The sequence below is a fragment of the Streptomyces pseudovenezuelae genome (assembly GCF_029892565.1).
Lineage (GTDB): Bacteria > Actinomycetota > Actinomycetes > Streptomycetales > Streptomycetaceae > Streptomyces > Streptomyces pseudovenezuelae_A.
The window spans coordinates 162,812-181,372 of sequence record NZ_JARXVH010000006.1 but is presented as its reverse complement, the minus strand read 5'-3'; the positions used below and the strand labels follow the sequence as shown (position 1 = coordinate 181,372).

At 72.2% G+C, this 18,561-nt stretch carries 16 protein-coding genes and 1 pseudogene; 10 read left to right on the top strand and 7 right to left on the bottom strand.

Annotated elements, in window-relative coordinates; genetic code table 11:
* Nucleotides 1–52: 52 nt before the first annotated feature.
* Genes M2283_RS20765 through M2283_RS20755 form a run of 3 tightly spaced genes read right to left on the bottom strand, consistent with a single transcriptional unit; the run spans nucleotide 53 to nucleotide 2,530 of the window.
* A complete protein-coding gene (locus M2283_RS20765; protein WP_280877810.1) occupies nucleotides 53–961 on the bottom strand; it encodes a thioesterase domain-containing protein in 909 nt (302 codons plus the stop codon).
* Nucleotides 945–1,211, bottom strand: coding sequence for an acyl carrier protein (locus M2283_RS20760; RefSeq protein WP_280877809.1), 267 nt, complete (start codon nucleotides 1,209–1,211; stop codon nucleotides 945–947). Before M2283_RS20760 ends, M2283_RS20765 begins: the two co-directional genes overlap by 17 nt.
* 11 nt (nucleotides 1,212–1,222) lie before the next feature.
* Nucleotides 1,223–2,530: an NAD(P)/FAD-dependent oxidoreductase gene (locus M2283_RS20755; RefSeq protein WP_280877808.1), complete on the bottom strand. Its 1,308-nt coding sequence runs from the start codon at nucleotides 2,528–2,530 to the stop codon at nucleotides 1,223–1,225.
* 418 nt (nucleotides 2,531–2,948) lie between these two features.
* Between M2283_RS20755 and M2283_RS20750 the strand changes: the two genes are divergently transcribed.
* The 4 genes from M2283_RS20750 to M2283_RS20735 all read left to right on the top strand — a co-directional run bounded on the left by M2283_RS20750 (nucleotide 2,949) and on the right by M2283_RS20735 (nucleotide 10,557).
* Entirely contained in the window at nucleotides 2,949–3,377 is a 429-nt protein-coding gene (locus M2283_RS20750) for a DUF3291 domain-containing protein (RefSeq protein WP_280877807.1), read from the top strand.
* Complete coding sequence (locus M2283_RS20745) at nucleotides 3,374–4,984, top strand: MFS transporter (RefSeq protein WP_280877806.1); 1,611 nt, start codon at nucleotides 3,374–3,376, stop codon at nucleotides 4,982–4,984. The genes M2283_RS20750 and M2283_RS20745 overlap by 4 nt, the downstream gene beginning before the upstream one ends.
* Nucleotides 4,985–5,245: 261 nt before the next feature.
* Nucleotides 5,246–9,100 carry a Pls/PosA family non-ribosomal peptide synthetase gene (locus tag M2283_RS20740; protein ID WP_280877805.1) on the top strand — a complete coding sequence of 1,285 codons (3,855 nt, stop codon included), beginning with the start codon at nucleotides 5,246–5,248 and terminating at the stop codon, nucleotides 9,098–9,100.
* 77 nt (nucleotides 9,101–9,177) lie between these two features.
* Nucleotides 9,178–10,557 carry a M1 family metallopeptidase gene (locus M2283_RS20735; protein WP_280877804.1) on the top strand — a complete coding sequence of 460 codons (1,380 nt, stop codon included), beginning with the start codon at nucleotides 9,178–9,180 and terminating at the stop codon, nucleotides 10,555–10,557.
* Between the two features lie 19 nt (nucleotides 10,558–10,576).
* On the opposite strand, the pseudogene M2283_RS20730 reads toward M2283_RS20735, so the two are convergent.
* A pseudogene (locus tag M2283_RS20730) lies at nucleotides 10,577–10,837 on the bottom strand (peptidoglycan-binding protein); the annotation flags it as partial.
* A gap of 130 nt (nucleotides 10,838–10,967) precedes the next feature.
* Here M2283_RS20730 and M2283_RS20725 point away from each other — a divergent pair.
* Nucleotides 10,968–11,390, top strand: a complete 423-nt coding sequence (locus M2283_RS20725) for a YchJ family protein (protein ID WP_280877803.1) — start codon at nucleotides 10,968–10,970, stop codon at nucleotides 11,388–11,390.
* Between the two features lie 27 nt (nucleotides 11,391–11,417).
* Here M2283_RS20725 and M2283_RS20720 read toward each other — a convergent pair whose 3' ends face one another.
* Nucleotides 11,418–12,119 carry a FadR/GntR family transcriptional regulator gene (locus M2283_RS20720; protein ID WP_280877802.1) on the bottom strand — a complete coding sequence of 234 codons (702 nt, stop codon included), beginning with the start codon at nucleotides 12,117–12,119 and terminating at the stop codon, nucleotides 11,418–11,420.
* A gap of 141 nt (nucleotides 12,120–12,260) precedes the next feature.
* Here M2283_RS20720 and M2283_RS20715 point away from each other — a divergent pair, with 141 nt between their 5' ends.
* The 5 genes from M2283_RS20715 (at nucleotide 12,261) to M2283_RS20695 (ending at nucleotide 17,243) form a co-directional block, all read left to right on the top strand.
* Nucleotides 12,261–12,779 (top strand): gluconokinase, encoded by a 519-nt coding sequence (locus M2283_RS20715; RefSeq protein WP_280877801.1) that lies wholly within the window; start codon nucleotides 12,261–12,263, stop codon nucleotides 12,777–12,779.
* A 69-nt stretch (nucleotides 12,780–12,848) separates the two neighbouring features.
* Nucleotides 12,849–14,246, top strand: coding sequence for a GntP family permease (locus tag M2283_RS20710; RefSeq protein ID WP_280877800.1), 1,398 nt, complete (start codon nucleotides 12,849–12,851; stop codon nucleotides 14,244–14,246).
* A 24-nt stretch (nucleotides 14,247–14,270) separates the two neighbouring features.
* Nucleotides 14,271–15,029, top strand: a complete 759-nt coding sequence (locus M2283_RS20705) for an SDR family oxidoreductase (RefSeq protein ID WP_280877799.1) — start codon at nucleotides 14,271–14,273, stop codon at nucleotides 15,027–15,029.
* A 14-nt stretch (nucleotides 15,030–15,043) separates the two neighbouring features.
* Nucleotides 15,044–16,072 (top strand): L-idonate 5-dehydrogenase, encoded by a 1,029-nt coding sequence (locus M2283_RS20700; protein ID WP_280877798.1) that lies wholly within the window; start codon nucleotides 15,044–15,046, stop codon nucleotides 16,070–16,072.
* Nucleotides 16,073–16,154: 82 nt separating this feature from the next.
* Nucleotides 16,155–17,243 carry a hypothetical protein gene (locus M2283_RS20695; protein ID WP_280877797.1) on the top strand — a complete coding sequence of 363 codons (1,089 nt, stop codon included), beginning with the start codon at nucleotides 16,155–16,157 and terminating at the stop codon, nucleotides 17,241–17,243.
* Here the strand turns inward: M2283_RS20695 and M2283_RS20690 are convergent.
* Both M2283_RS20690 and M2283_RS20685 read right to left on the bottom strand, forming a co-directional pair.
* Nucleotides 17,181–17,807, bottom strand: coding sequence for a cytochrome b/b6 domain-containing protein (locus tag M2283_RS20690; RefSeq protein ID WP_280877796.1), 627 nt, complete (start codon nucleotides 17,805–17,807; stop codon nucleotides 17,181–17,183). The genes M2283_RS20695 and M2283_RS20690 overlap by 63 nt on opposite strands.
* Nucleotides 17,791–18,543 carry a molybdopterin-dependent oxidoreductase gene (locus M2283_RS20685; RefSeq protein ID WP_280877795.1) on the bottom strand — a complete coding sequence of 251 codons (753 nt, stop codon included), beginning with the start codon at nucleotides 18,541–18,543 and terminating at the stop codon, nucleotides 17,791–17,793. Before M2283_RS20685 ends, M2283_RS20690 begins: the two co-directional genes overlap by 17 nt.
* Nucleotides 18,544–18,561: the final 18 nt, after the last annotated feature.

Below are 18,561 nucleotides of genomic sequence, written 5' to 3'. Positions count from 1 at the left end.
GGTGTTCCTCCGCTGGTGCTCTGTGTCTGCGGGTCGGGTGGGGCGGACGCGTTCAGTCCGCCTGGCGCGTGCCAGTGGGCGGTGCGGCGAGCAGGGCGGCCAGCGCGGCGACGGTCTCCGGTTCGCCGAGCAGCGTGTAGTGGTCCCCGGGGACGGTCAGCTTGTGCAGGGGCCGGCCGCTCAGCCCGGCCCAGCCGAGGTCGGGGCTGGCGGGCAGCAGGGAGCCCGCGGGTTTGACGAGCGTGATGGTGCGGTCGAGCGGGTCGGGCAGATAACCGGCGGTGCAGCGGTTGTTGCGGACCAACCCGGCGTGGAAAGCGGTGAACAGCTTGCGCAGGCCCGCCTCTTCGGTGTCCGCGGGGAGCAGGCCCTGGGCGGTCGCGGCGTCGAGCAGTGTGCCGAGGTCGTCCTCGTCGGTGGGGACGAAGTCGAACCGGCGGCCCCGCTTGGCGCCCAGGTACATCGCGAACCAGTCGAGCAGCAGGGTCGGTCGCAGGGCGTCGTCGGCGGGCTGGAAGGCGGCGACGGGCGCGATGGAGTCGAGGACGACCAGCGCGTCCACGACATCCCCCCGCCCCTCCGCCGCCAGCTGGGCGGCGATCTCGTAGGCGACGACACCACCGAACGACCAGCCGATCAGGGTGAGTTGACGCTCCGTCAGCCCGGCCGCGGTGAGCTCGGCCAGGCACTGCGCGGCGAGTTCGCGGACGCCGGGCACGGGCGCGGTCGGGTCGAGGGCGGCCATGGCGTACGCGGGGACGTTGCCGAGGTCGCACAGGTGCGGTGCGCTGTCCTCGGGCAGCCTCGCGACGAGGTCCTGCCAGATGGTCGGCGGCAGCGCGCCCGGGTGGACGGCGCAGACCGTGCGGGCGGTCGGGCCCGCGGCGGTCCCCAGCGCCGTCAGCAACGGGCGCCGCAGGGACCGCCGGGCCGCGACGGCCGTGTCAGGCCGGGGCGACATGGCGGTCGCTCTCCTCGGCGATGTGCTCGGACAGGGCGGCGATGGTCGGGTGGTACCAGAGGGCGGTGGCCTCCAGTTCGAAGCCGAGCCACTTCTCCAGTTCGCCCGCGAGGATCAGCGCCTCCGTGGAGTCGAGGTCGAACTCGTCGAAGTACCGCTCCGCGTCGATCTGTTCCTTGTCGACGCCGAGCCGGACCGCGAGCTTCTCGACCAGCCAGAGCCGGGCTTCGTCGGCGGTGACACGCTGCATGGAGATTCCCCTCACTTCGCTGTGCGATTGGCTTGGTGGTGCAGCTCGCGGGTGACGGCCTCGGCCGCCAGCCGCCCGGAGACGAATCCGGCCTCGTGTGAGCCGATGAGGTCGACGCCGATGCGCGGCGCGTGGAAGTAGGAGCCGGCCAGCTTGATCCGGCCGCCCGGCGCGTTGACGTCGTAGATCGTGCGCTGCATGGCGCGCACCTCCAGGTCGATGACCGGGTGCGTGAACGGCAGTTCGCGGACGACGAGTTCGTCGCGCGGGGCGATCGGCGAGTCGAGGGTGACGAAGTAGTCGCGCTCGGCCGTGAAGCCCTGCAGGGAGTTCATGTAGTAGGCGACCCAGGTGCGGGGGCGGCCGTCGACCGTCTTCACGCCGTAGTTCCAGCTCTGCCAGCGCGAGCGGTCCGGCGGCATGCTCGACGGGTCGGTGTGCAGGATCGCGGTGATCTCGCTGTAGCGGACCTTGCGCAGGATCTCCGCCTGGAGCTGGGTGGGGTGTTCCAGGACCGCGAGGGTCTGGTCGGCGTGCGCGGCGAGCACCGCGAGGTCGTAGCGCTCCTCGCCGGCGGCGGTGGCGACGACGACACCGTCCCCGTCCTCGCGGACGCGGGTGACCTCGGCGCCGGTGCGGACCTTGCCGTTGACGCCGGCGACGACCCGGCGGACGTACTCGATGCTGCCGCCCGACACGGTCTTCCACGCCACCGAACGGCCGCCGAGGCCGCCGGGGTCGTGGGACATGAAGAAGGCGATCACCGTGGTCGCGGGCATCTCCCAGATCAGCTCGGCGGGCACCGACCAGACGGCGGTGGCGAGCAGTACGACGTAGCCGTACTTGAAGGTGTCGGTGTAGCCGCCGCGGTCCAGGTAGTCGCCGAGGGAGAGGTCGGTGCGCTTGCGCAGGAAGTCGCGGGGCGCCTCGCGGTGGAAGCGTTCGGCGTCCCGCCACAGGGGGAGGAAGTCGTCCGGGTAGCGGGCGGCGATCTCGTCCTCGGAGAGCTCGAACTCCCGGGTGCCGTAGTCGAGTCCGCGGTCCAGGTCGAAGAAGTCGAACCCGCCGGTGTGGTCCAGCGCGGTCACGCCGAGCTTCTCGAAGAAGGCGGTCAGCTCCGGGTACGTACGGGCGTTGAAGACCACGAAGGCCGTGTCGACGCCGATCGTCCGGCCGTTCTCGTCGACCTCCACGGTGCGGGCGTGACCGCCGGCACGGTTCTGGCTCTCGTACACGGTGACTTCGACGTCGTCCGGCAGATGATGGGCGGCGGAGAGTCCGGATATTCCGGCTCCGACGACAGCGACACGGGTGGTCATGGCAGGGCTGCACCTCGGCTCGAGCGGTTCTCGGGAACGGTCACGTGGCGGGATGGGACACGTGGAGCGACGGCCGATGCGCAGAGGGCTGATACCTCTGAAGTGGGGTGGCAGTCCGCTCAGTTGCTCTGCGGACGGCGCAGAAGGAACCGTAGGCCTGGCCGGAAAACGGGGTCAATCGGCCCATCGGCGGGCGGAATTGCCCTATCGAGGCATCCGATGGGGGCCGGAGCGGAGTGTCCTGATCCGGTCGATCCGGCGCTCCGCGGGAGCGAACGGGCGCCGCGGCACGCCCCCGCGACAACTCCGCACGCCCCCGCGGGAACGACGGGAATTCACCCCTCCGGGGGTGTACGGAAACACCGGCCTGCGGACTCTTATGAATGACCGCCGCAGAACCGCCGAGGGGAGAGACTTCATGCCGACGATTCCGTGGATGCCCGGCACCGCGAAGGACGGGGCCGACGGTGGTGAGCCCGTCGGCCCGCCGCTGGTCATGGCATCCCGGCTGGAGCTGCGCTCGCTGCTCGGCGTGCCCCGGTTCTTCCTGCTGTCCTTGGTCATCTTCCAGCAGGTCCGCAGGTCGCCCGGGCTGCTCGGGGCCTCGCTGCGCGCGGAGCCGCTGAAGAAGACGTTCTGGACGCTGTCGGCCTGGCGTGACCAGGAGGCCCTGAACACCTTCAACCGGACCGACCCGCACGCCAAGAGCGTGCGCGGGCTGCGGCCGGGGATGAAGGGTTCGGTGTTCGTGTTCTGGAACGCCGAGCGCGACCAACTGCCGATCACCTGGGACGAGGCACAGCGCCGCCTGGCCGACCAGGCCGAGAAGGAGACCCGGTCGGCATGAACACGGTCTCGGCGGAGTCGGACGGCACGGAGTCCGGGGCGGACGGGCCTTCGACGGGCGAGGCGGCCACCGCAACGCCCGCATCCGCACCCGCGGCTCCCCCGCCCGCCCCGGTGATCCCGCACGCCCGTCTCGTCCTGCTCGCCGCCTGTCTCGGCCTCTTCATGTCGTTCATCGAGGTGACCGCGGCCATCTCCACGCTGCGGGCGCTCCAGGTCGACATGGAGGTGGCGCCGGCCGACCTCAGCTGGGTGTCGAGCACGTACACCCTGGTGGTCGCGGCCTGTGTGCTGTCGGGCGGGGCGCTGGGCGAACGGCTGGGGCGGCGCCGGGTGTTCCTCGCCGGCGTGGTGCTCATAGCCGCGGGCTCGCTCGTGGTGGCGTCGGCCCAGGGCTATCCGCAGGTGCTGATCGGCCGCGGGATCAGCGGTCTGGGCGGGGCCCTGGTGCTGCCCACCTCGCTGGCCCTGATCACGACGACGTTCTTCGTCGATCTGCCGCGCATGCTGCGGTACATATCCATCTGGGTGTCGGTCTCCGGCGTCGGCCTGGCCGTCGGCCCACTGCTCGGCGGTGTGCTGCTGCAGTCCTTCGACTGGCGGGCGGTGTACCTGGTCAACACGCCGCTCGCGGTGCTCACCGTCCTCGTCACCCTGCGCGCGGTCACGGACTCCCGCGTACCGGACCGACCGCTGGACCTGCCGGGCCAGTTCTGGGCCGTGCTCGGCCTGTCCACGCTGGTCTACGGCATCGCGGTGGGCGGCCGGGCGGGATACGACGACCCGGTCGTCGTCACCGTGCTCGCGGTGGCCGCCGTCGCCCTGACCGCGCTGGTACGCACGGAGCGGCGGCGGGCGGTCCCGATGCTGGACGTCCGCATGATGGCCAACTCCCGCTACACGGCGGCTCTGTGCGTCGCGGCGGCGGCCCTGTTCGTGTTCGTCGGTGTCGTCTTCCTGGAGGTCCTCTTCCTGCAACGTGTCCGCGGCTTCGGCCCCTTGGGCACCGGTATACGACTGCTGCCCGCGATGCTCGCCTTCGTGGCGGCCACGGCGTCGGCGCAGCGTCTCGCCGGGCGGATACACGCGGGCCGGCTGCTGGCGGCGGGTTCGCTGCTGACCACGGTCGCGGCGCTGGTGCTGCTGCGTCAGGAGCCGGACGGGAGTTATGCGGTGACCGCACTGGGGCTGGTGCTGGCCGGGTTGGGCAGCGGTCTGGTGGTCGCACCGTCCACGGCGGCGGCGTTCGAGGTGGTGGAGGGTCCGCAGATGGGTGCGGCCTCGTCGGCGGTGACGGCGTTCCGGCAGGTCGGTTCGGTGCTGGCGACGGCGGTGCTCGGGGCGGTGCTCGCGGTCCGTTTCCTCGGTGTGCTGCCCCAGCGGCTGGCCGAACACCGGCTGCCGGGACCGGTGATCGACCAGGTGGTGACGGTCGCCCGGGACGGCGGCAGCGCGTCCGGGCGGTCGACTCCCCAGATCACGGACGCCGTCGCGGAGGCGTTCACCGCGGGTGTGCACAGCGCGCTGTGGGTGGTCGCGGGGGTGGCGTTCGGCGCCGCCGTGCTCGCCTCGGTGCTGTTGGCCCGGCGTGCCCCGCAACAGCGGTAAGTACCCTTTTCCGTACCGGAAACGGCCCTTCACGCACAGTGTGGGCCATCTCTCCCGGGAGTGAAGAAGCCCAGGTCATCGGAGCCGGGGTGATCCCCGGACGCCCCCTGATCAGGTGTCCCGAGTGGCCGGTCACCGTGCCCGGACCTAGCGTCGTACTAAAATTTCCTGCTTGTTAACCGAGCTGGAACCGGACAACCCCAGGCAACCCTGCGGACCCGCCAGCGCCCCGGAGGTCCGGGAACCAGACGCGAGGACCCGATGGCAGCCACACACGAGAGCAGTGCTCTCGGCCTGCTCGACGATGAGATCCGCGAGCAGCTCGGCAATACGGCACGTTTCTCGGGAGGCCAGGCGGCCTCTCCGCGCACTCTGGTCGACATCTTCGACGCGTCCGTCCGCTCCTACCCGGACGAGCTCGCCCTCGACGACGGTACGACCCGGCTCACCTACCGTGCGCTGGCCATAGAGGTCGAGCAGCTGCGCCGCAGCCTCGGCGCGGCCGGGGTCGGCCTCGGTGACCGTGTGGGTGTCCGTGTTCCGTCCGGTACCAACGACCTTTACGTCGCGATCCTCGCCGTTCTCGCCGCCGGTGCCGCCTATGTCCCGGTGGATGCCGAGGACCCGGACGAGCGGGCCGAGCTGGTGTTCGGTGAGGCCGAGGTGCGGGCCGTGGTCGGCGCCGGGCACGAGCTGACCGTCAACGGCCGCAGCGAGGTCCCGGCCCGGCGCCCCGGTGTCGAGCACGACGCGTGGATCATCTTCACCTCCGGTTCCACCGGCAAGCCCAAGGGCGTCGCGGTCAGCCACCGCAGCGCCGCCGCGTTCGTGGACGCGGAGGCCGCGCTGTTCCTGGCCGACGACCCGATCGGTCCCGGTGACAGGGTCATGGCGGGCCTGTCGGTCGCCTTCGACGCGTCCTGCGAGGAGATGTGGCTCGCGTGGCGCTACGGCGCCTGTCTGGTGCCGGTGCCCCGCTCCCAGGTCCGCAGCGGGGCCGACCTCGGCCCCTGGCTGGTCGAGCAGGAGATCACCGTGGTCTCCACGGTCCCGACGCTGGCCTCCCTCTGGGAGCCCGAGGCCCTCAACGAAGTACGCCTGCTGATCTTCGGCGGCGAGGCCTGCCCGCCCGAGCTGGTGCAGCGGCTGGTGACGGAGGGGCGCGAGGTCTGGAACACGTACGGACCCACCGAGGCGACCGTCGTCGCCTGCGCCTCGCTGATGACCGGCGACGAGCCGATCCGCATCGGGCTGCCGCTGAACGGCTGGGAGCTGGCCGTGGTGGACGAGGCCGGCGAGCCCGTCCCCATGGGCGGCACCGGACAGCTGGTGATCGGCGGGGTCGGCCTTGCCCGGTACCTCGACGCCGAGAAGGACGCGGAGAAGTACGCGCCCCTGGACTCGCTGGGCTGGGAGCGGGCGTACCGCAGTGGTGACCTGGTCAAGGCGGAGCCGGAGGGGCTGATCTTCCTCGGCCGCGCCGACGAGCAGATCAAGCTCGGCGGGCGCCGGATCGAGCTGGGCGAGGTCGACGCGGCCCTGCAGGCGCTGCCCGGCGTCGCGGGCGCGGCGGCGGCCGTGCGCACCGCGCGCAGCGGCAACCAGCTCCTGGTCGGCTATGTCGTCACCCAGGAGGGCTGGGACCACGCCACCGCCGTGGAGAAGCTGCGGGCCGAGCTGCCCGCCGCGCTGGTCCCGCTGATCGCGGCGGTCGGGGACCTGCCGACCCGCACCTCCGGCAAGGTCGACCGCAACGCTCTCCCGTGGCCCCTGGAGGGCCTGGAGACCGGTGGCCCGGCCGAGCAGCTCTACGGCACCGAGGCCTGGCTCGCGGAGCAGTGGACGGAGGTCCTCGGCATCCCCGTGGGCAGCGCCCGTGACGACTTCTTCGCGATCGGCGGCTCCAGCCTGGCCGCCGCCCTGCTGACCACCCGGCTGCGCACCCGCTACCCGAGCGCGGCCGTCCTCGACATCTACCAGCAGCCCACCCTGCGCAAGCTGGCCCGCCACCTGGAGGAGTCCTCCCAGGACGACGGCGCCCGGCGCACCGTCGCCCCGGTGCCGACCCGCGCCAAGGTGATCCAGACGCTGCTGCTCCTGCCGCTGTACACGCTGCTCGGGCTGCGCTGGACGGTGGCGCTCGCCGCCGCCGGGAACCTGCTGCCGGCCTACTCCTGGCTGCCGACCGCCCCCTGGTGGCTGATCGCCGCCGGTGCCGTGGCGCTGTTCAGCCCGCCCGGCCGGCTCGCGATCGCCGCGGGCGGCGCGCGGCTGCTGCTGCGGGGCGTGCAGCCCGGCCGGTACGAGCGCGGCGGCAGTGTGCATCTGCGGCTGTGGACGGCCGAGCGGCTGGCCGAGTTCAGCGGGGCGACCTCGCTGACCGGGTCCTGGCTTGAGCGGTACGCGCGGGCGCTGGGCGGCAGGATCGGCCAGGACGTCGACCTGCACTCGCTGCCGCCGGTCACCGGCATGCTCAAGCTGGGCCGGGGCGCGGCCGTGGAGTCCGAGGTCGACCTGTCCGGCTGGTGGCTGGACGGCGACCGGCTGGAGATCGGCCCGGTCAAGGTCGGCGCGCACGCCGTCGTCGGCACCCGCAGCATGCTCTTCCCGGGCGCCCGCGTGGGCAAGCGGGCCGAGGTGGCCCCGGGCTCGGCGGTCACCGGTCAGATCCCCACCAGCCAGCGCTGGGCCGGCGCGCCCGCCGTCAAGCTCGGCAAGGCCAAGCGGAACTGGCCCAAGGAGCGGCCGCAGAAGGGCACGTACTGGCGTGTGATGTACGGCCTGACCGGCCTCGTGCTGACCGCGCTGCCGCTGCTGGCGGGCGGGGCCGCGTTCCTCGTGGCGCAGGCTCTCGTCGACGCGGACGCGCCCGTGAAGGGTGCCGCGCTCGCTCTCGTCCCGGCCACGCTGGCCTTCGGTCTGGCGTACGCGCTGCTGATCCTGGTCGGCGTGCGGCTGCTGAGCCTGGGCCTGCGGGAGGGCACGCATCCGACGCACAGCCGGATCGGCTGGCAGGCCTGGACGGTCACGCAGCTGATGGACCGCTCCCGCGAGACGCTGTTCCCGCTGTACGCCGGGCTGGTCACGCCGGTGTGGCTGCGGCTGCTCGGCATGCGCATCGGACGCGGCGCCGAGGTCTCCACGGTGCTCGCGCTGCCGAGTCTGACCACGGTCGGCGAGGGCGCGTTCCTGGCCGACGACACCCTGACCGCGCCGTACGAGCTGGGTGGCGGCTGGATGCGGATCGGGCGCGCGGAGATCGGGCGGCGGGCGTTCCTCGGGAACTCCGGGATGACCGCGCCGGGCCGCAGCGTGCCGGACGGCGGTCTGGTGGGTGTGCTGTCGGCGACGCCGAAGAAGGCGAAGAAGGGCAGCTCGTACCTGGGCCTGCCGCCGGTGAAGCTGCCGCGCAGCGCCTCCACGAGCGACCAGAGCCGCACGTACGACCCGCCGGCCCGGCTGCTGTGGGCGCGCGGTCTGGTGGAGCTGTGCCGGATCGTGCCGGTGTTCTGCTCGGCCGCGCTGGCGGCCGGCACGGTGGCGCTGCTGTGCCTGCTCGGACCCTGGGCCCCGCTGCTGTCCGGTCTCGTCCTGCTCGCCGCCGGTGCGGCGGCCGGGCTCCTGTCGATCGTCGCCAAGTGGCTGCTCGTCGGCCGCCACCACACCGGTGAGCACCCGCTGTGGAGCGGCTACGTGTGGCGCAACGAGCTCGCGGACACCTTCGTCGAGGTCGTGGCCGTGCCCTGGCTCGCCGGTTCCGTGCCGGGTACGCCGGTGCTGACGGCGTGGCTGCGCGGTCTCGGCGCCCGGATCGGCAAGGGCGTCTGGGTGGAGAGCTACTGGCTGCCCGAGACCGACCTGGTGACCCTGGAGGACGCGGCCACCGTGAACCGTGGCTGCGTGCTGCAGACTCACCTCTTCCACGACCGGATCTTGCGGACGGATACTGTTGTTCTCCGTGAGGGCGCCACCCTGGGCCCTGGCGGGATCGTGCTGCCCGGCAGCACGATCGGGGCCCGCACCACGCTGGGTCCCGCGTCGCTCGTCATGGCCTCGGAGTCCGTCCCGGACGACACCCGTTGGCTGGGCAACCCGATCGAGGCATGGCGCCCCTGAGCGCGGGTCACTCGGAGTCGGTGAGCGAGGCACCGACGGCACCGAGTGGCAGCGCAGCGCAGGGAGCAGAAACGGCAGTGGCAGTTCAGCACTCAGTGGGTCCGGACCCGTATTTCCCGGCCAACGGCGATGCCCGTTACCGGGTGCACCGCTACGAACTCACGCTGGACTACCGGCCCGGCCCCAACCGCCTGGCGGGGGCGGCCCGGATCAACGCCATAGCGGGCCGTTCGCCGCTGGCCGAGTTCCAGCTGAACCTGGCCGACTTCAAGATCGGCCGGGTGCGGGTGGACGGCCGGCAGGCGCACTACACGCACCGCGGCGGCCGGCTGCGGGTGCGCCCGGCCAAGCCGGTGCGGCCGGGCGCGGCCTTCACCGTCGAGGTGCACTGGGCGGGCAACCCCAAGCCGGTGAACAGCCCCTGGGGCGGCCTGGGCTGGGAGGAGCTGGAGGACGGGGCGCTGGTGGCGAGCCAGCCGATCGGTGCGCCGTCCTGGTACCCGTGCAACGACCGGCCCGCCGACAAGGCCTCCTACCAGATCTCCATCACCACGCCGTCCGCGTACGCGGTGGTGGCGGGCGGGCGGCTGCTGACCCGGACGACGAAGGCGTCGACGACCACCTGGGTCTACGAGCAGGCAGCCCCGACCTCCAGCTATCTGGTGGGCCTGGCGATCGGCAAGTACGAGACGGTGCTGCTGGGCGACCCGGGTCCGGGCGGGGTGGCGCAGCACGGGCACATCCCGGCGCACCTGCTGCCGCAGTTCTCGCGGGACTTCGCACGGCAGCCGCAGATGATGGAGCTTTTCCAGGAGCTGTTCGGGCCCTACCCGTTCGACGAGTACGCGGTGGTGGTGACGGACGAGGAGCTCGATGTCCCCGTCGAGGCACAGGGGTTGTCGCTGTTCGGCGCCAACCACGTGGACGGGGCCCGGGGTTCGGAGCGGCTGGTCGCGCACGAGCTGGCCCACCAGTGGTTCGGCAACAGCGTGTCCATCGCGGACTGGCGGCACATCTGGCTCAACGAGGGCTTCGCCAAGTACGCCGAGTGGCTGTGGTCGGAGCGCTCGGGCGGCCCCGGCGCACAGCAACTGGCCGCCGCCGCACACCGCTTGGTGGCCTCGATGCCGAAGGACCTGCGGCTGGCCGACCCGGGCCGCAAGTCGATGTTCGACGACCGGCTCTACGAGCGCGGCGGCCTGACCCTGCACGCGCTGCGCTGCGCGCTGGGCGACGACGCGTTCTTCCGCATGCTGCGCGGCTGGGTCGCCCTGCACCGGGGCGGCTCGGTGACGACGGCGACGTTCGCGGCCCACGCGGCGCGCTACGCGAGCGAACCGCTGGACGACGTGTTCAACGCCTGGGTGCACGGCACCCGGCTGCCCCCGCTGCCCCGGCAGGAGAGCCGGATACCCGAGCGGCCGACCCACCCGCCCACCAACGCCGGACCGGCATAGGCGGGCGGGCCCGCGGGAGTCAGGACGCCGGCACCTTCAGCTTGTCCCAACTGACCTTGCCCGGACTGCCGTCGGCGTCCTTGCCCTTGAAGCCGAGCTTGTACTGCCAGGCCCGGTACGAGGTCCGGTCGGCCTCGGTCCACTCAGGGCCGGGCCCCTCCTCGTGGTGTCCGCAGCCCATGGTGAAGCCGCGCGGGTCCTGTTTGCCGGGCTGCCACTCCTTGTGGCCGATGACGGACCGCTCGCTCCAGCCGTGGTGCCGACGGATCACGGCGGAGACGGCGCGGGTGCTGCTGGGAAGCTCTTCGACGTAGACGCCCGGACAAGACGGCCTCGCGGCGCTCACGGCATCCGTCGGCATTCCCCCTCCTGTCAACCTCCTCAGGCGATGGTGCAGCAGAATGGGGGGCATGTCCCGACGCACCTCGCATTCGAGGCGGCAGCACGGTTCCGCCCCTGTTCACAACCCCTCGTGCCCTTGCGGTCGTGCGGAGACGTACGAAGACTGCTGTGGCCGATTCCATCGGGGTGCGGCCGCGGCACCGACCGCCGAGACCCTGATGCGGTCGCGCTACAGCGCTTTCGCGAAGCGCAACGAGCAGTACCTGCTGCGCACTTGGCACCCGACGACCCGCCCGGCCCAGATCGAGTTCGACCCCGGGATGCGCTGGACCGGTCTGGAGATCCTCGCCACGACCGACGGCACGGCCTTCCACACCACGGGCACGGTGACGTTCCGGGCGTCGTTCAGGGGCGGTTCGCTGCACGAGCGCAGCCGCTTCGAGCGGGTGGAGGGGGCGTGGGTGTACGTGGACGGCGAGTTCCTGGACTGATCCCCGGCCTGGGCGGCCGACGTCCGGCTAGGGCGCCAGGATGTCCAGTTCCTGCAGCGCGCCCACCGTGATCTCGCGGGTCAGCGCTTCCGCGCGGACGGCGTCTCCCTCGCGGACGGCCTCGGCGACCTGGACGTGGAGGGTGACGGCGGCGGGGTCGGGGTCCTCGAACATGACCTCGTGGTGGGTGCGGCCGGCCAGGACCTCGGCGACGACGTCACCGAGGCGGGCGAACATCTCGTTGCCGGACGCGGCGAGGATCACCCGGTGGAAGGCCACGTCGTGGACGAGGTAGTCCTCCAGCTTGTGGCCGCGCGAGTTGGCGACCATGCCGATCGCGCACTCGGTGAGTTCCGCGCACTGCTCGGCGGAGGCGAACTTCGCGGCCAGGCCCGCCGCGACCGGCTCGATCGCCGAGCGCAGGACGGTCAGTGAGCGCAACTGGTGGGGGCGGTCGGCGCCGGCCAGCCGCCAGCGGATGACCTGTGGGTCGTAGACGTTCCACTCGGCCTTGGGGCGCACCGTGACGCCCACCCGCCGGCGCGACGCGACCAGGTGCATGGATTCCAGCACCCGGACCGCCTCCCGCATCACGGACCGCGAGACGTCGAACCGCTGGGCCAGCTCGTCCGTGCGCAGAACGCTGCCCGGCGGGTACTCGCCGGCGGTGATGGCGGGACCGAGGGTGTCCAGTACTCGGCCGTGCAGGCCCCGGCCCGTGGTGCTCATGCACTCAGCGTACGGGCCGCATCACGGAACCAAAAAGTCAGACTTATTTGTCACAGACTCTTGAATTCGTCGTACCTAATCGGTTTCAGTGTGGTCGACGCCGGTTGGCGTCCAGATGTCGAAGAAGACAGCGAGGTAGCGATGAGCGCCCCCCACGTCGTCGTGGTCATGGGTGTCGCGGGCACCGGAAAGACGACCATCGGCCCCCTGCTCGCGGCACGCCTCGGCGTCCCGTACGCCGAGGGCGACGACTTCCACCCGCCGGCCAACATCACCAAGATGTCGGCCGGCGTCCCGCTCGACGACGCCGACCGGTGGCCGTGGCTGGACGCCATCGGCTCCTGGGCGCACGGCCGGGCCGGGCTCGGCGGGGTGGTCAGCAGCTCGGCGCTGAAGCGGTCCTACCGCGACCGGCTGCGCGCCGCCGCCCCCGATGTCGTCTTCGTCCACCTCACGGGCGACCGCGCCCTCATCGAGGACCGGATGTCGCACCGGCAGGGACACTTCATGCCGACCGCGCTGCTCGACTCCCAGTTCGCCACGCTCCAGCCCCTCCAGGCGGACGAGGCGGGCGTCGAGGTGGACGTCTCCGGCAGCCCCGAGGAGATCACCGAACGGGCCGTACGGACCCTGTCGGCCCTCCCCGAACCGACCCCGTAACCCCCCGCACCGCACCACCCCGCACCTCCGCACCCCCTCCCCCATCCCCGTATCCCAAGGGAATCCACCGTGACCAGACTCAGCGTCGAGTTGCTGGCAGCGGACGCGCCCGAGCCGATCACCTCGGCCGGGCACGCTCAGCTCGGCATCGCCGTCCTGGTGGGCATCGCCGTCATCGTCGTGCTCATCACCGTGTTCAAACTGCACGCCTTCCTGTCCCTGACCATCGGCTCGCTGGTGCTCGGCGCCGTCGCGGGCGCCCCGCTGGACAAGGTCATCACCAGCTTCACCACCGGGCTCGGCTCCACGGTCGCGAGCGTGGGCGTGCTGATCGCGCTGGGCGCGATCCTCGGCAAGCTACTGGCCGACTCGGGCGGCGCGGACCAGATCGTCGACACGATCCTCGCGAAGGCGAGCGGGCGGGCGATGCCGTGGGCGATGGTGCTGATCGCCTCGGTGATCGGGCTGCCGCTCTTCTTCGAGGTCGGCATCGTGCTGCTGATCCCGGTCGTGCTGATCGTCGCCAAGCGCGGCAACTACTCGCTGATGCGCATCGGCATCCCGGCGCTGGCCGGCCTGTCCGTGATGCACGGCCTGATCCCGCCGCACCCCGGCCCGCTGGTCGCGATCGACGCGGTCCACGCCAACCTCGGTGTGACGCTGGCGCTCGGCATCCTGGTCGCCATCCCGACGGTGATCATCGCCGGTCCGCTGTTCTCGAAGGTCGCGGCCCGCTGGGTGGACGTCCCGGTGCCGGACCGGATGCTGCCGCCGCGCGCCTCCGAGGAGCTGAAGGGACGCCCGAGCTTCGGCGCCACCCTGGGCACCGTGCTGCTGCCGGTCGTGCTGATGCTGTCCAAGGCGCTGGTCGACATCGTCGTGGACGACCCTGACAACCGCACCCAGCGCGTCTTCGACGTGGTCGGCTCCCCGCTGATCGCCCTGCTCGCCGCCGTGATCGTCGCCATCTTCACGCTGGGCCAGCCCGCCGGGTTCACCAAGGAGCGGATCACCGAAACCGTCGACAAGGGCCTCATGCCCATCGCGGGCATCCTGCTGATCGTCGCCGCGGGCGGCGGCTTCAAGCAGACCCTGATCGACTCGGGCGTCGGCCAGATGATCCTGGACATCTCCAAGGACTGGTCGATCCCCGCGCTGCTGCTGGCCTGGCTGATCGCGGTGGGCATCCGCCTGGCGACCGGTTCGGCGACGGTGGCGACGGTCTCGGCGGCCGGCCTGGTCGCCCCGCTGGCGGCCGACATGTCGACCGCCCACACCGCCCTGCTGGTCCTGGCCATCGGCGCCGGCTCGCTCTTCTTCAGCCATGTCAACGACGCCGGGTTCTGGCTGGTGAAGGAGTACTTCGGCCTGAGCGTCGGCCAGACGCTCAAGACCTGGTCCGTCATGGAGACGATCATCTCGGTGGTCGCCGGCGGCCTGGTCCTGCTGCTCTCGCTGATCATCTAGCGGTACGGAAACAGGAGTACGGAAATGAGTCACCCCCTGTTCGACATCAGCGGCCGTACGGCCCTGGTCACCGGCTCCAGCCGGGGCATCGGCCTCGCCCTCGCCCGGGGTCTGGCGGAGGCGGGCTGCACGGTGGTCCTCAACGGACGGGACGCCGACCGGCTCACCAAGGCGGCGGCCGACCTGCCCGGCGACGTCCACACCGCCGTCTTCGACGTGACCGACGGCCCGTCGGTGGCCGCCGGCATCGCGGACGTCGAGGAGCGGGTGGGCCCGCTGGACATCCTGGTGAACAACGCGGGCATGCAACTGCGCGCCCCGCTCCTGGAGTTCACCGACTCCGACTGGCACCGCATCATCGACACCAACCTCACCAGCGCGTTCCTGGTCGGCCGCGAGGCGGCCCGACGGATGACGGAACGCGGCCACGGGAAGATCGTCAACATCTGCTCGCTGCAGAGCGAGGTGGTCCGCCCCGGCATCGCGCCCTACGCGGCCACCAAGGGCGCGCTGAAGATGCTCACCAAGGGCATGTGCGCCGACTGGGGCCCCTCCGGCGTGCAGGTCAACGGCCTGGGCCCCGGCTACATCGAGACGGAGCTGACCCAACCCCTGGTCCAGGACGAGGAGTTCAGCGCCTGGGTGCGCCGCCGCACCCCGGCCGGCCGCTGGGGCCGTACCGAGGACTTGGTCGGCGGGGTGCTCTTCCTCGCCTCGCCCGCCGCGGACTTCGTCAGCGGCCAGATCCTGTATGTCGACGGCGGCATGACGAGCGTGCTGTGAAGGGATCCCGAGAGATGTTCGGTTGTGTGATCCACGGTCAGGACGACCTGCGCGTCGAGGAGTTGCCGGTCCCCGAGCCCGGCCCCGGACAGGCGCTGGTCGCCGTCCGCTACGGCGGGGTCTGCGGCTCCGACCTGCACTACTGGCTGCACGGCGGGGTCGGCGACTTCCGCCTGAAGGAACCGATGCTGCTCGGCCACGAGGTGGTGGGCACGGTCGTCGCGTACGGCTCCCCCGACGCGTCAAGTCCCGCTGTCGGTACGGCCGTCGCCGTGCACCCGGCGACCCCGTGCGGGGTGTGCCCGGAGTGCGCGGAGGGCCGCCGGAACGTCTGCCGGGACACCCGCTACCTCGGCAGCGCGGCCCGCTTCCCGCACGTACAGGGCGGCTTCGCGGCCCAAGTGGTCGTCCCCGCCGAGCAGTTGAGGCCGCTCCCGGAGAACCTGGACCTGCTCCGGGCCGCCCTGGCCGAACCGCTGTCGGTCGCCCTGCACGCCGTGCGCCGGGCCGGTGACGTCGCGGGCAGGCACGTCCTCGTCACCGGCGCCGGTCCCATCGGCTGCCTGGTCGTCGCGGCGGCGAAGGCGGCCGGAGCGGAACGGGTGACGGTCACCGACCTCCTCCCGGCGGCTCTGGAGTACGCCCGTCGTGCCGGCGCCGACACCCTCGTACGGGCCGACGATCCGGACGACCCGGGGTGGCCGGCCGAGGCCGACGTGGCGGTCGAGGCGTCCGGGGTGGCCGCCGGTCTGGACACCTGTCTGCGTCTGGTGCGGCGCGGCGGAGTCGTCGTGCAGCTCGGGATGCTGCCGCCCGGGCCGAGTCCGTTCGCCGGGAACCTGGTCGTGAGCCGGGAGATCGAGCTGCGCGGGGCGTTCCGCTTCGACGGCGAGTTCGACGAGGCGCTGCGCCTGCTGGCCGCCGAGCCGGCGTTCGACGCGCTGGTCAGCGCAGTGGTCCCGGTCCAGGAGGCCGAGTCGGCCTTCAGGCTGGCTGCCGACCGCGCCCGGTCCTGCAAGGTGCTGCTGGACTTCGGGGGCTGAGGCTGCCTTCCCCGGGAGCGCGTCGGGCCTCATGATGAGGGGACCCCCGGGGTGACTCTCGGGGGCGACCGTGTCGGGGGGCATGATGGCGGTTTCCCTCGGGGTGCGTATCTCGGGGCTGCTCCTGGTCGGAGCCGTGGCGGTGGCCGTGGCGGCCGTGACCAGTGACGGAAGTGGCTTCGCGGACAGTGGGGGCGGCGACTCCACGACCGTCTCCGCCGACCCGTCGGCCGGCGGTCCGGGCGACCGCACCCGGGCGCCGTGCGGCTCCGGCACCCCCGTACGGCCCTCGCCCGCCGGAGCGGCGAGCGCCACCGCGATCCCGGGGCCCACCGCCACCCACCTCAGCAGGACGCCCACGCCGTCGACGAGCCCCGCTCCCTCGCCCCCGCGCAAGGTGGTCCTCCAGGCCCCCGCGTGGCTCCCGCCCGGCCCCCGCTCGCCCGACGAGGACGCCGTCGCCGACCCCTCCGGCGTCTATGACCGGCTCACCGCGCCCGACAAGTGCCGGGCCGCCCTCGGCCTGATCCCGCAGGCGACGGACCCGCAGTGGCGGCTGCTGCGCGGGCTCGCCTCCGCCTGTCTGGCCGTGCAGGGCGGCCGGGGCGGCAGCTGGGAGAGGGCCGCGCAGGACCACGCCGCCCTGGCGGGCCGGGCCGACACCTGCAAGGGGCGGGCCGCCTACGCCGTACTCGGCGGGCTGCTGGACTTCCATCGGCGGCACCCGGCCGCCACCGTGCGGCTGAAGGCGTCGGCGGGCGCGGCGCCCGCGTGCTCGTACGGGGTCTCCGGGACGGACACCGGCGGTGACGGCGAGGCGCTGCCGGGCGAGATGGTCGGGATCGAGCTGAGCCGGACGTACTTCGAACATGCCGAACTGCTGCGGTACGGCAGCCTGTTCATCGGCGGCGTGCAGGTGCCCGGGCCCCTCGTGATGGTGTCGGGGTCGGGCGACAAGCTGGTGCTGGCGGCCGTGGTCCCGGGTCTCGACGACTATCCGCGGCCGGTCGACGTGGTGGTGAAGTACGGCGCCACCGAGGCGCGGCTGGCGGACGCCTTCACCGTGGTCTCCCCCGGCGCGCTCCCGTCCGTCAGCCCGGACCCGGCGTCAAGGTCGCCACAGGGGATGTTCCCGGTCCGCCCACTCCCGGCTCACCGAGCCCGTCCGTAGCCCCCGGCGGGCCTCCGGGTCGCCCAGGGCCATGCCGATGTGGCCGCCCAGGACGATGCCGATGGTGAGGGCCAGCCAGTCGTGGACGAAGGTCGCGCTGGTGCGCCACTGGATCGGCGTGAGATGGGTGAACCACATCAGCAGTCCGGTGCCGAGCATCACCAGCGTCGCGCCGGCGATCCAGGCCGCGTAGACCTTCTGCCCGGCGTTGAACTTGGCGGCCGGCCGCAGCGCGCGCCGCTTGTCCCGGTGCAGGGCCGCGCGCAGCCAGATCCGGTCGTGCGAGCCGAAGCGGTTGAGGTGCCCCAGGTCGGCGCGGAACCGACGGGAGACGAGGCCCACCAACACCGGCACGGGCAGGGCGAGCCCGGCGCACTCGTGGACGCGCACCACCAGCTCGCGGCGGCCGACGAGTTCGGCGAACTGGGGGATGTAGAGACAGGCCGCCGTCACCACGCACACGCCCATCAGCGCGGCCGTCGTGCGGTGCACCCAGCGCTGCGCCGGGCCGAACCGGCGGACGTCGGCGGACGGCGGCGCCGCAGTGTCAGGTCGTAGGGTCATCGTCCCGTCCGTTCGAACGGCCGACCCAGGCGTCGACGTCGTATCCGCGTTCCTCCCAGTAGCCGGGCCGCACATCCTCGGTGACGGTGATGCCGGACAGCCACTTGGCGGACTTGTAGAAGTACATCGGCGCCACGTAGAGGCGGACCGGGCCGCCGTGGTTGTGGCCGATGTCCTTGTCCTGCATGCGCAGCGCGACCAGGATGTCGGAGCGACGGGCCTGGTCGAGGGTGAGGCTCTCGGAGTAGGCGCCGTCGAAGCAGGTGAAGCGCACCGCCCCCGACTTGGCGCGCACTCCGGCCGCGTCCAGCAGCCGGGACAGCCGCACCCCCTCGAACGGCGTGTCCGGCACCCGCCAGCCGGTGACGCACTGGACGTCCTTGACCATCCGGGTCTGCGGCAGCGCGCGCAGGTCGTCGAGCGTGTACGTCTTCGGGGTGTCCACGAGTCCGTCGACCGTCAGCCGGTAGTTCGCGGCGTTCTTGTGCGGCACGGACGAGGTGACCGAGTAGTAGCGGAAACCGCCGCCGTTGGGGAGCAGTCCGGTGAGGCCGGTGGGGTCCTTCTCGGCCGCGCTGCCGAGGAAGCCCTCCAGACCCCGCTGCAGGGTGGGCGCGGCGAGCACGCCGAGGGCGCCGAGACCGAGGGTGCCGAGCAGGACCCGGCGCCCGATCGGGGTACCGCGTTCCTCGGGAGGCTCCGACGCCTCGGGCTTCTCGGCTCGTTCGGGGTTCACCCATCCATTCGAACACCC

Excerpts from the sequence above, each read along its gene's own strand:
- M2283_RS20755 (WP_280877808.1), bottom strand. The coding sequence starts at position 2,530 with ATGACCACCCGTGTCGCTGTCGTCGGAGCCGGAATATCCGGACTCTCC.
- M2283_RS20715 (WP_280877801.1), top strand. The coding sequence starts at position 12,261 with ATGAGCGCCCCCCACGTCGTCGTGGTCATGGGTGTCGCGGGCACCGGA.
- M2283_RS20745 (WP_280877806.1), top strand. The coding sequence starts at position 3,374 with ATGAACACGGTCTCGGCGGAGTCGGACGGCACGGAGTCCGGGGCGGAC.
- M2283_RS20720 (WP_280877802.1), bottom strand. The coding sequence starts at position 12,119 with ATGAGCACCACGGGCCGGGGCCTGCACGGCCGAGTACTGGACACCCTC.
- M2283_RS20750 (WP_280877807.1), top strand. The coding sequence starts at position 2,949 with ATGCCGACGATTCCGTGGATGCCCGGCACCGCGAAGGACGGGGCCGAC.
- M2283_RS20760 (WP_280877809.1), bottom strand. The coding sequence starts at position 1,211 with ATGCAGCGTGTCACCGCCGACGAAGCCCGGCTCTGGCTGGTCGAGAAG.
- M2283_RS20765 (WP_280877810.1), bottom strand. The coding sequence starts at position 961 with ATGTCGCCCCGGCCTGACACGGCCGTCGCGGCCCGGCGGTCCCTGCGG.
- M2283_RS20700 (WP_280877798.1), top strand. The coding sequence starts at position 15,044 with ATGTTCGGTTGTGTGATCCACGGTCAGGACGACCTGCGCGTCGAGGAG.
- M2283_RS20740 (WP_280877805.1), top strand. The coding sequence starts at position 5,246 with ATGGCAGCCACACACGAGAGCAGTGCTCTCGGCCTGCTCGACGATGAG.
- M2283_RS20725 (WP_280877803.1), top strand. The coding sequence starts at position 10,968 with ATGTCCCGACGCACCTCGCATTCGAGGCGGCAGCACGGTTCCGCCCCT.
- M2283_RS20695 (WP_280877797.1), top strand. The coding sequence starts at position 16,155 with ATGATGGCGGTTTCCCTCGGGGTGCGTATCTCGGGGCTGCTCCTGGTC.
- M2283_RS20705 (WP_280877799.1), top strand. The coding sequence starts at position 14,271 with ATGAGTCACCCCCTGTTCGACATCAGCGGCCGTACGGCCCTGGTCACC.
- M2283_RS20690 (WP_280877796.1), bottom strand. The coding sequence starts at position 17,807 with ATGACCCTACGACCTGACACTGCGGCGCCGCCGTCCGCCGACGTCCGC.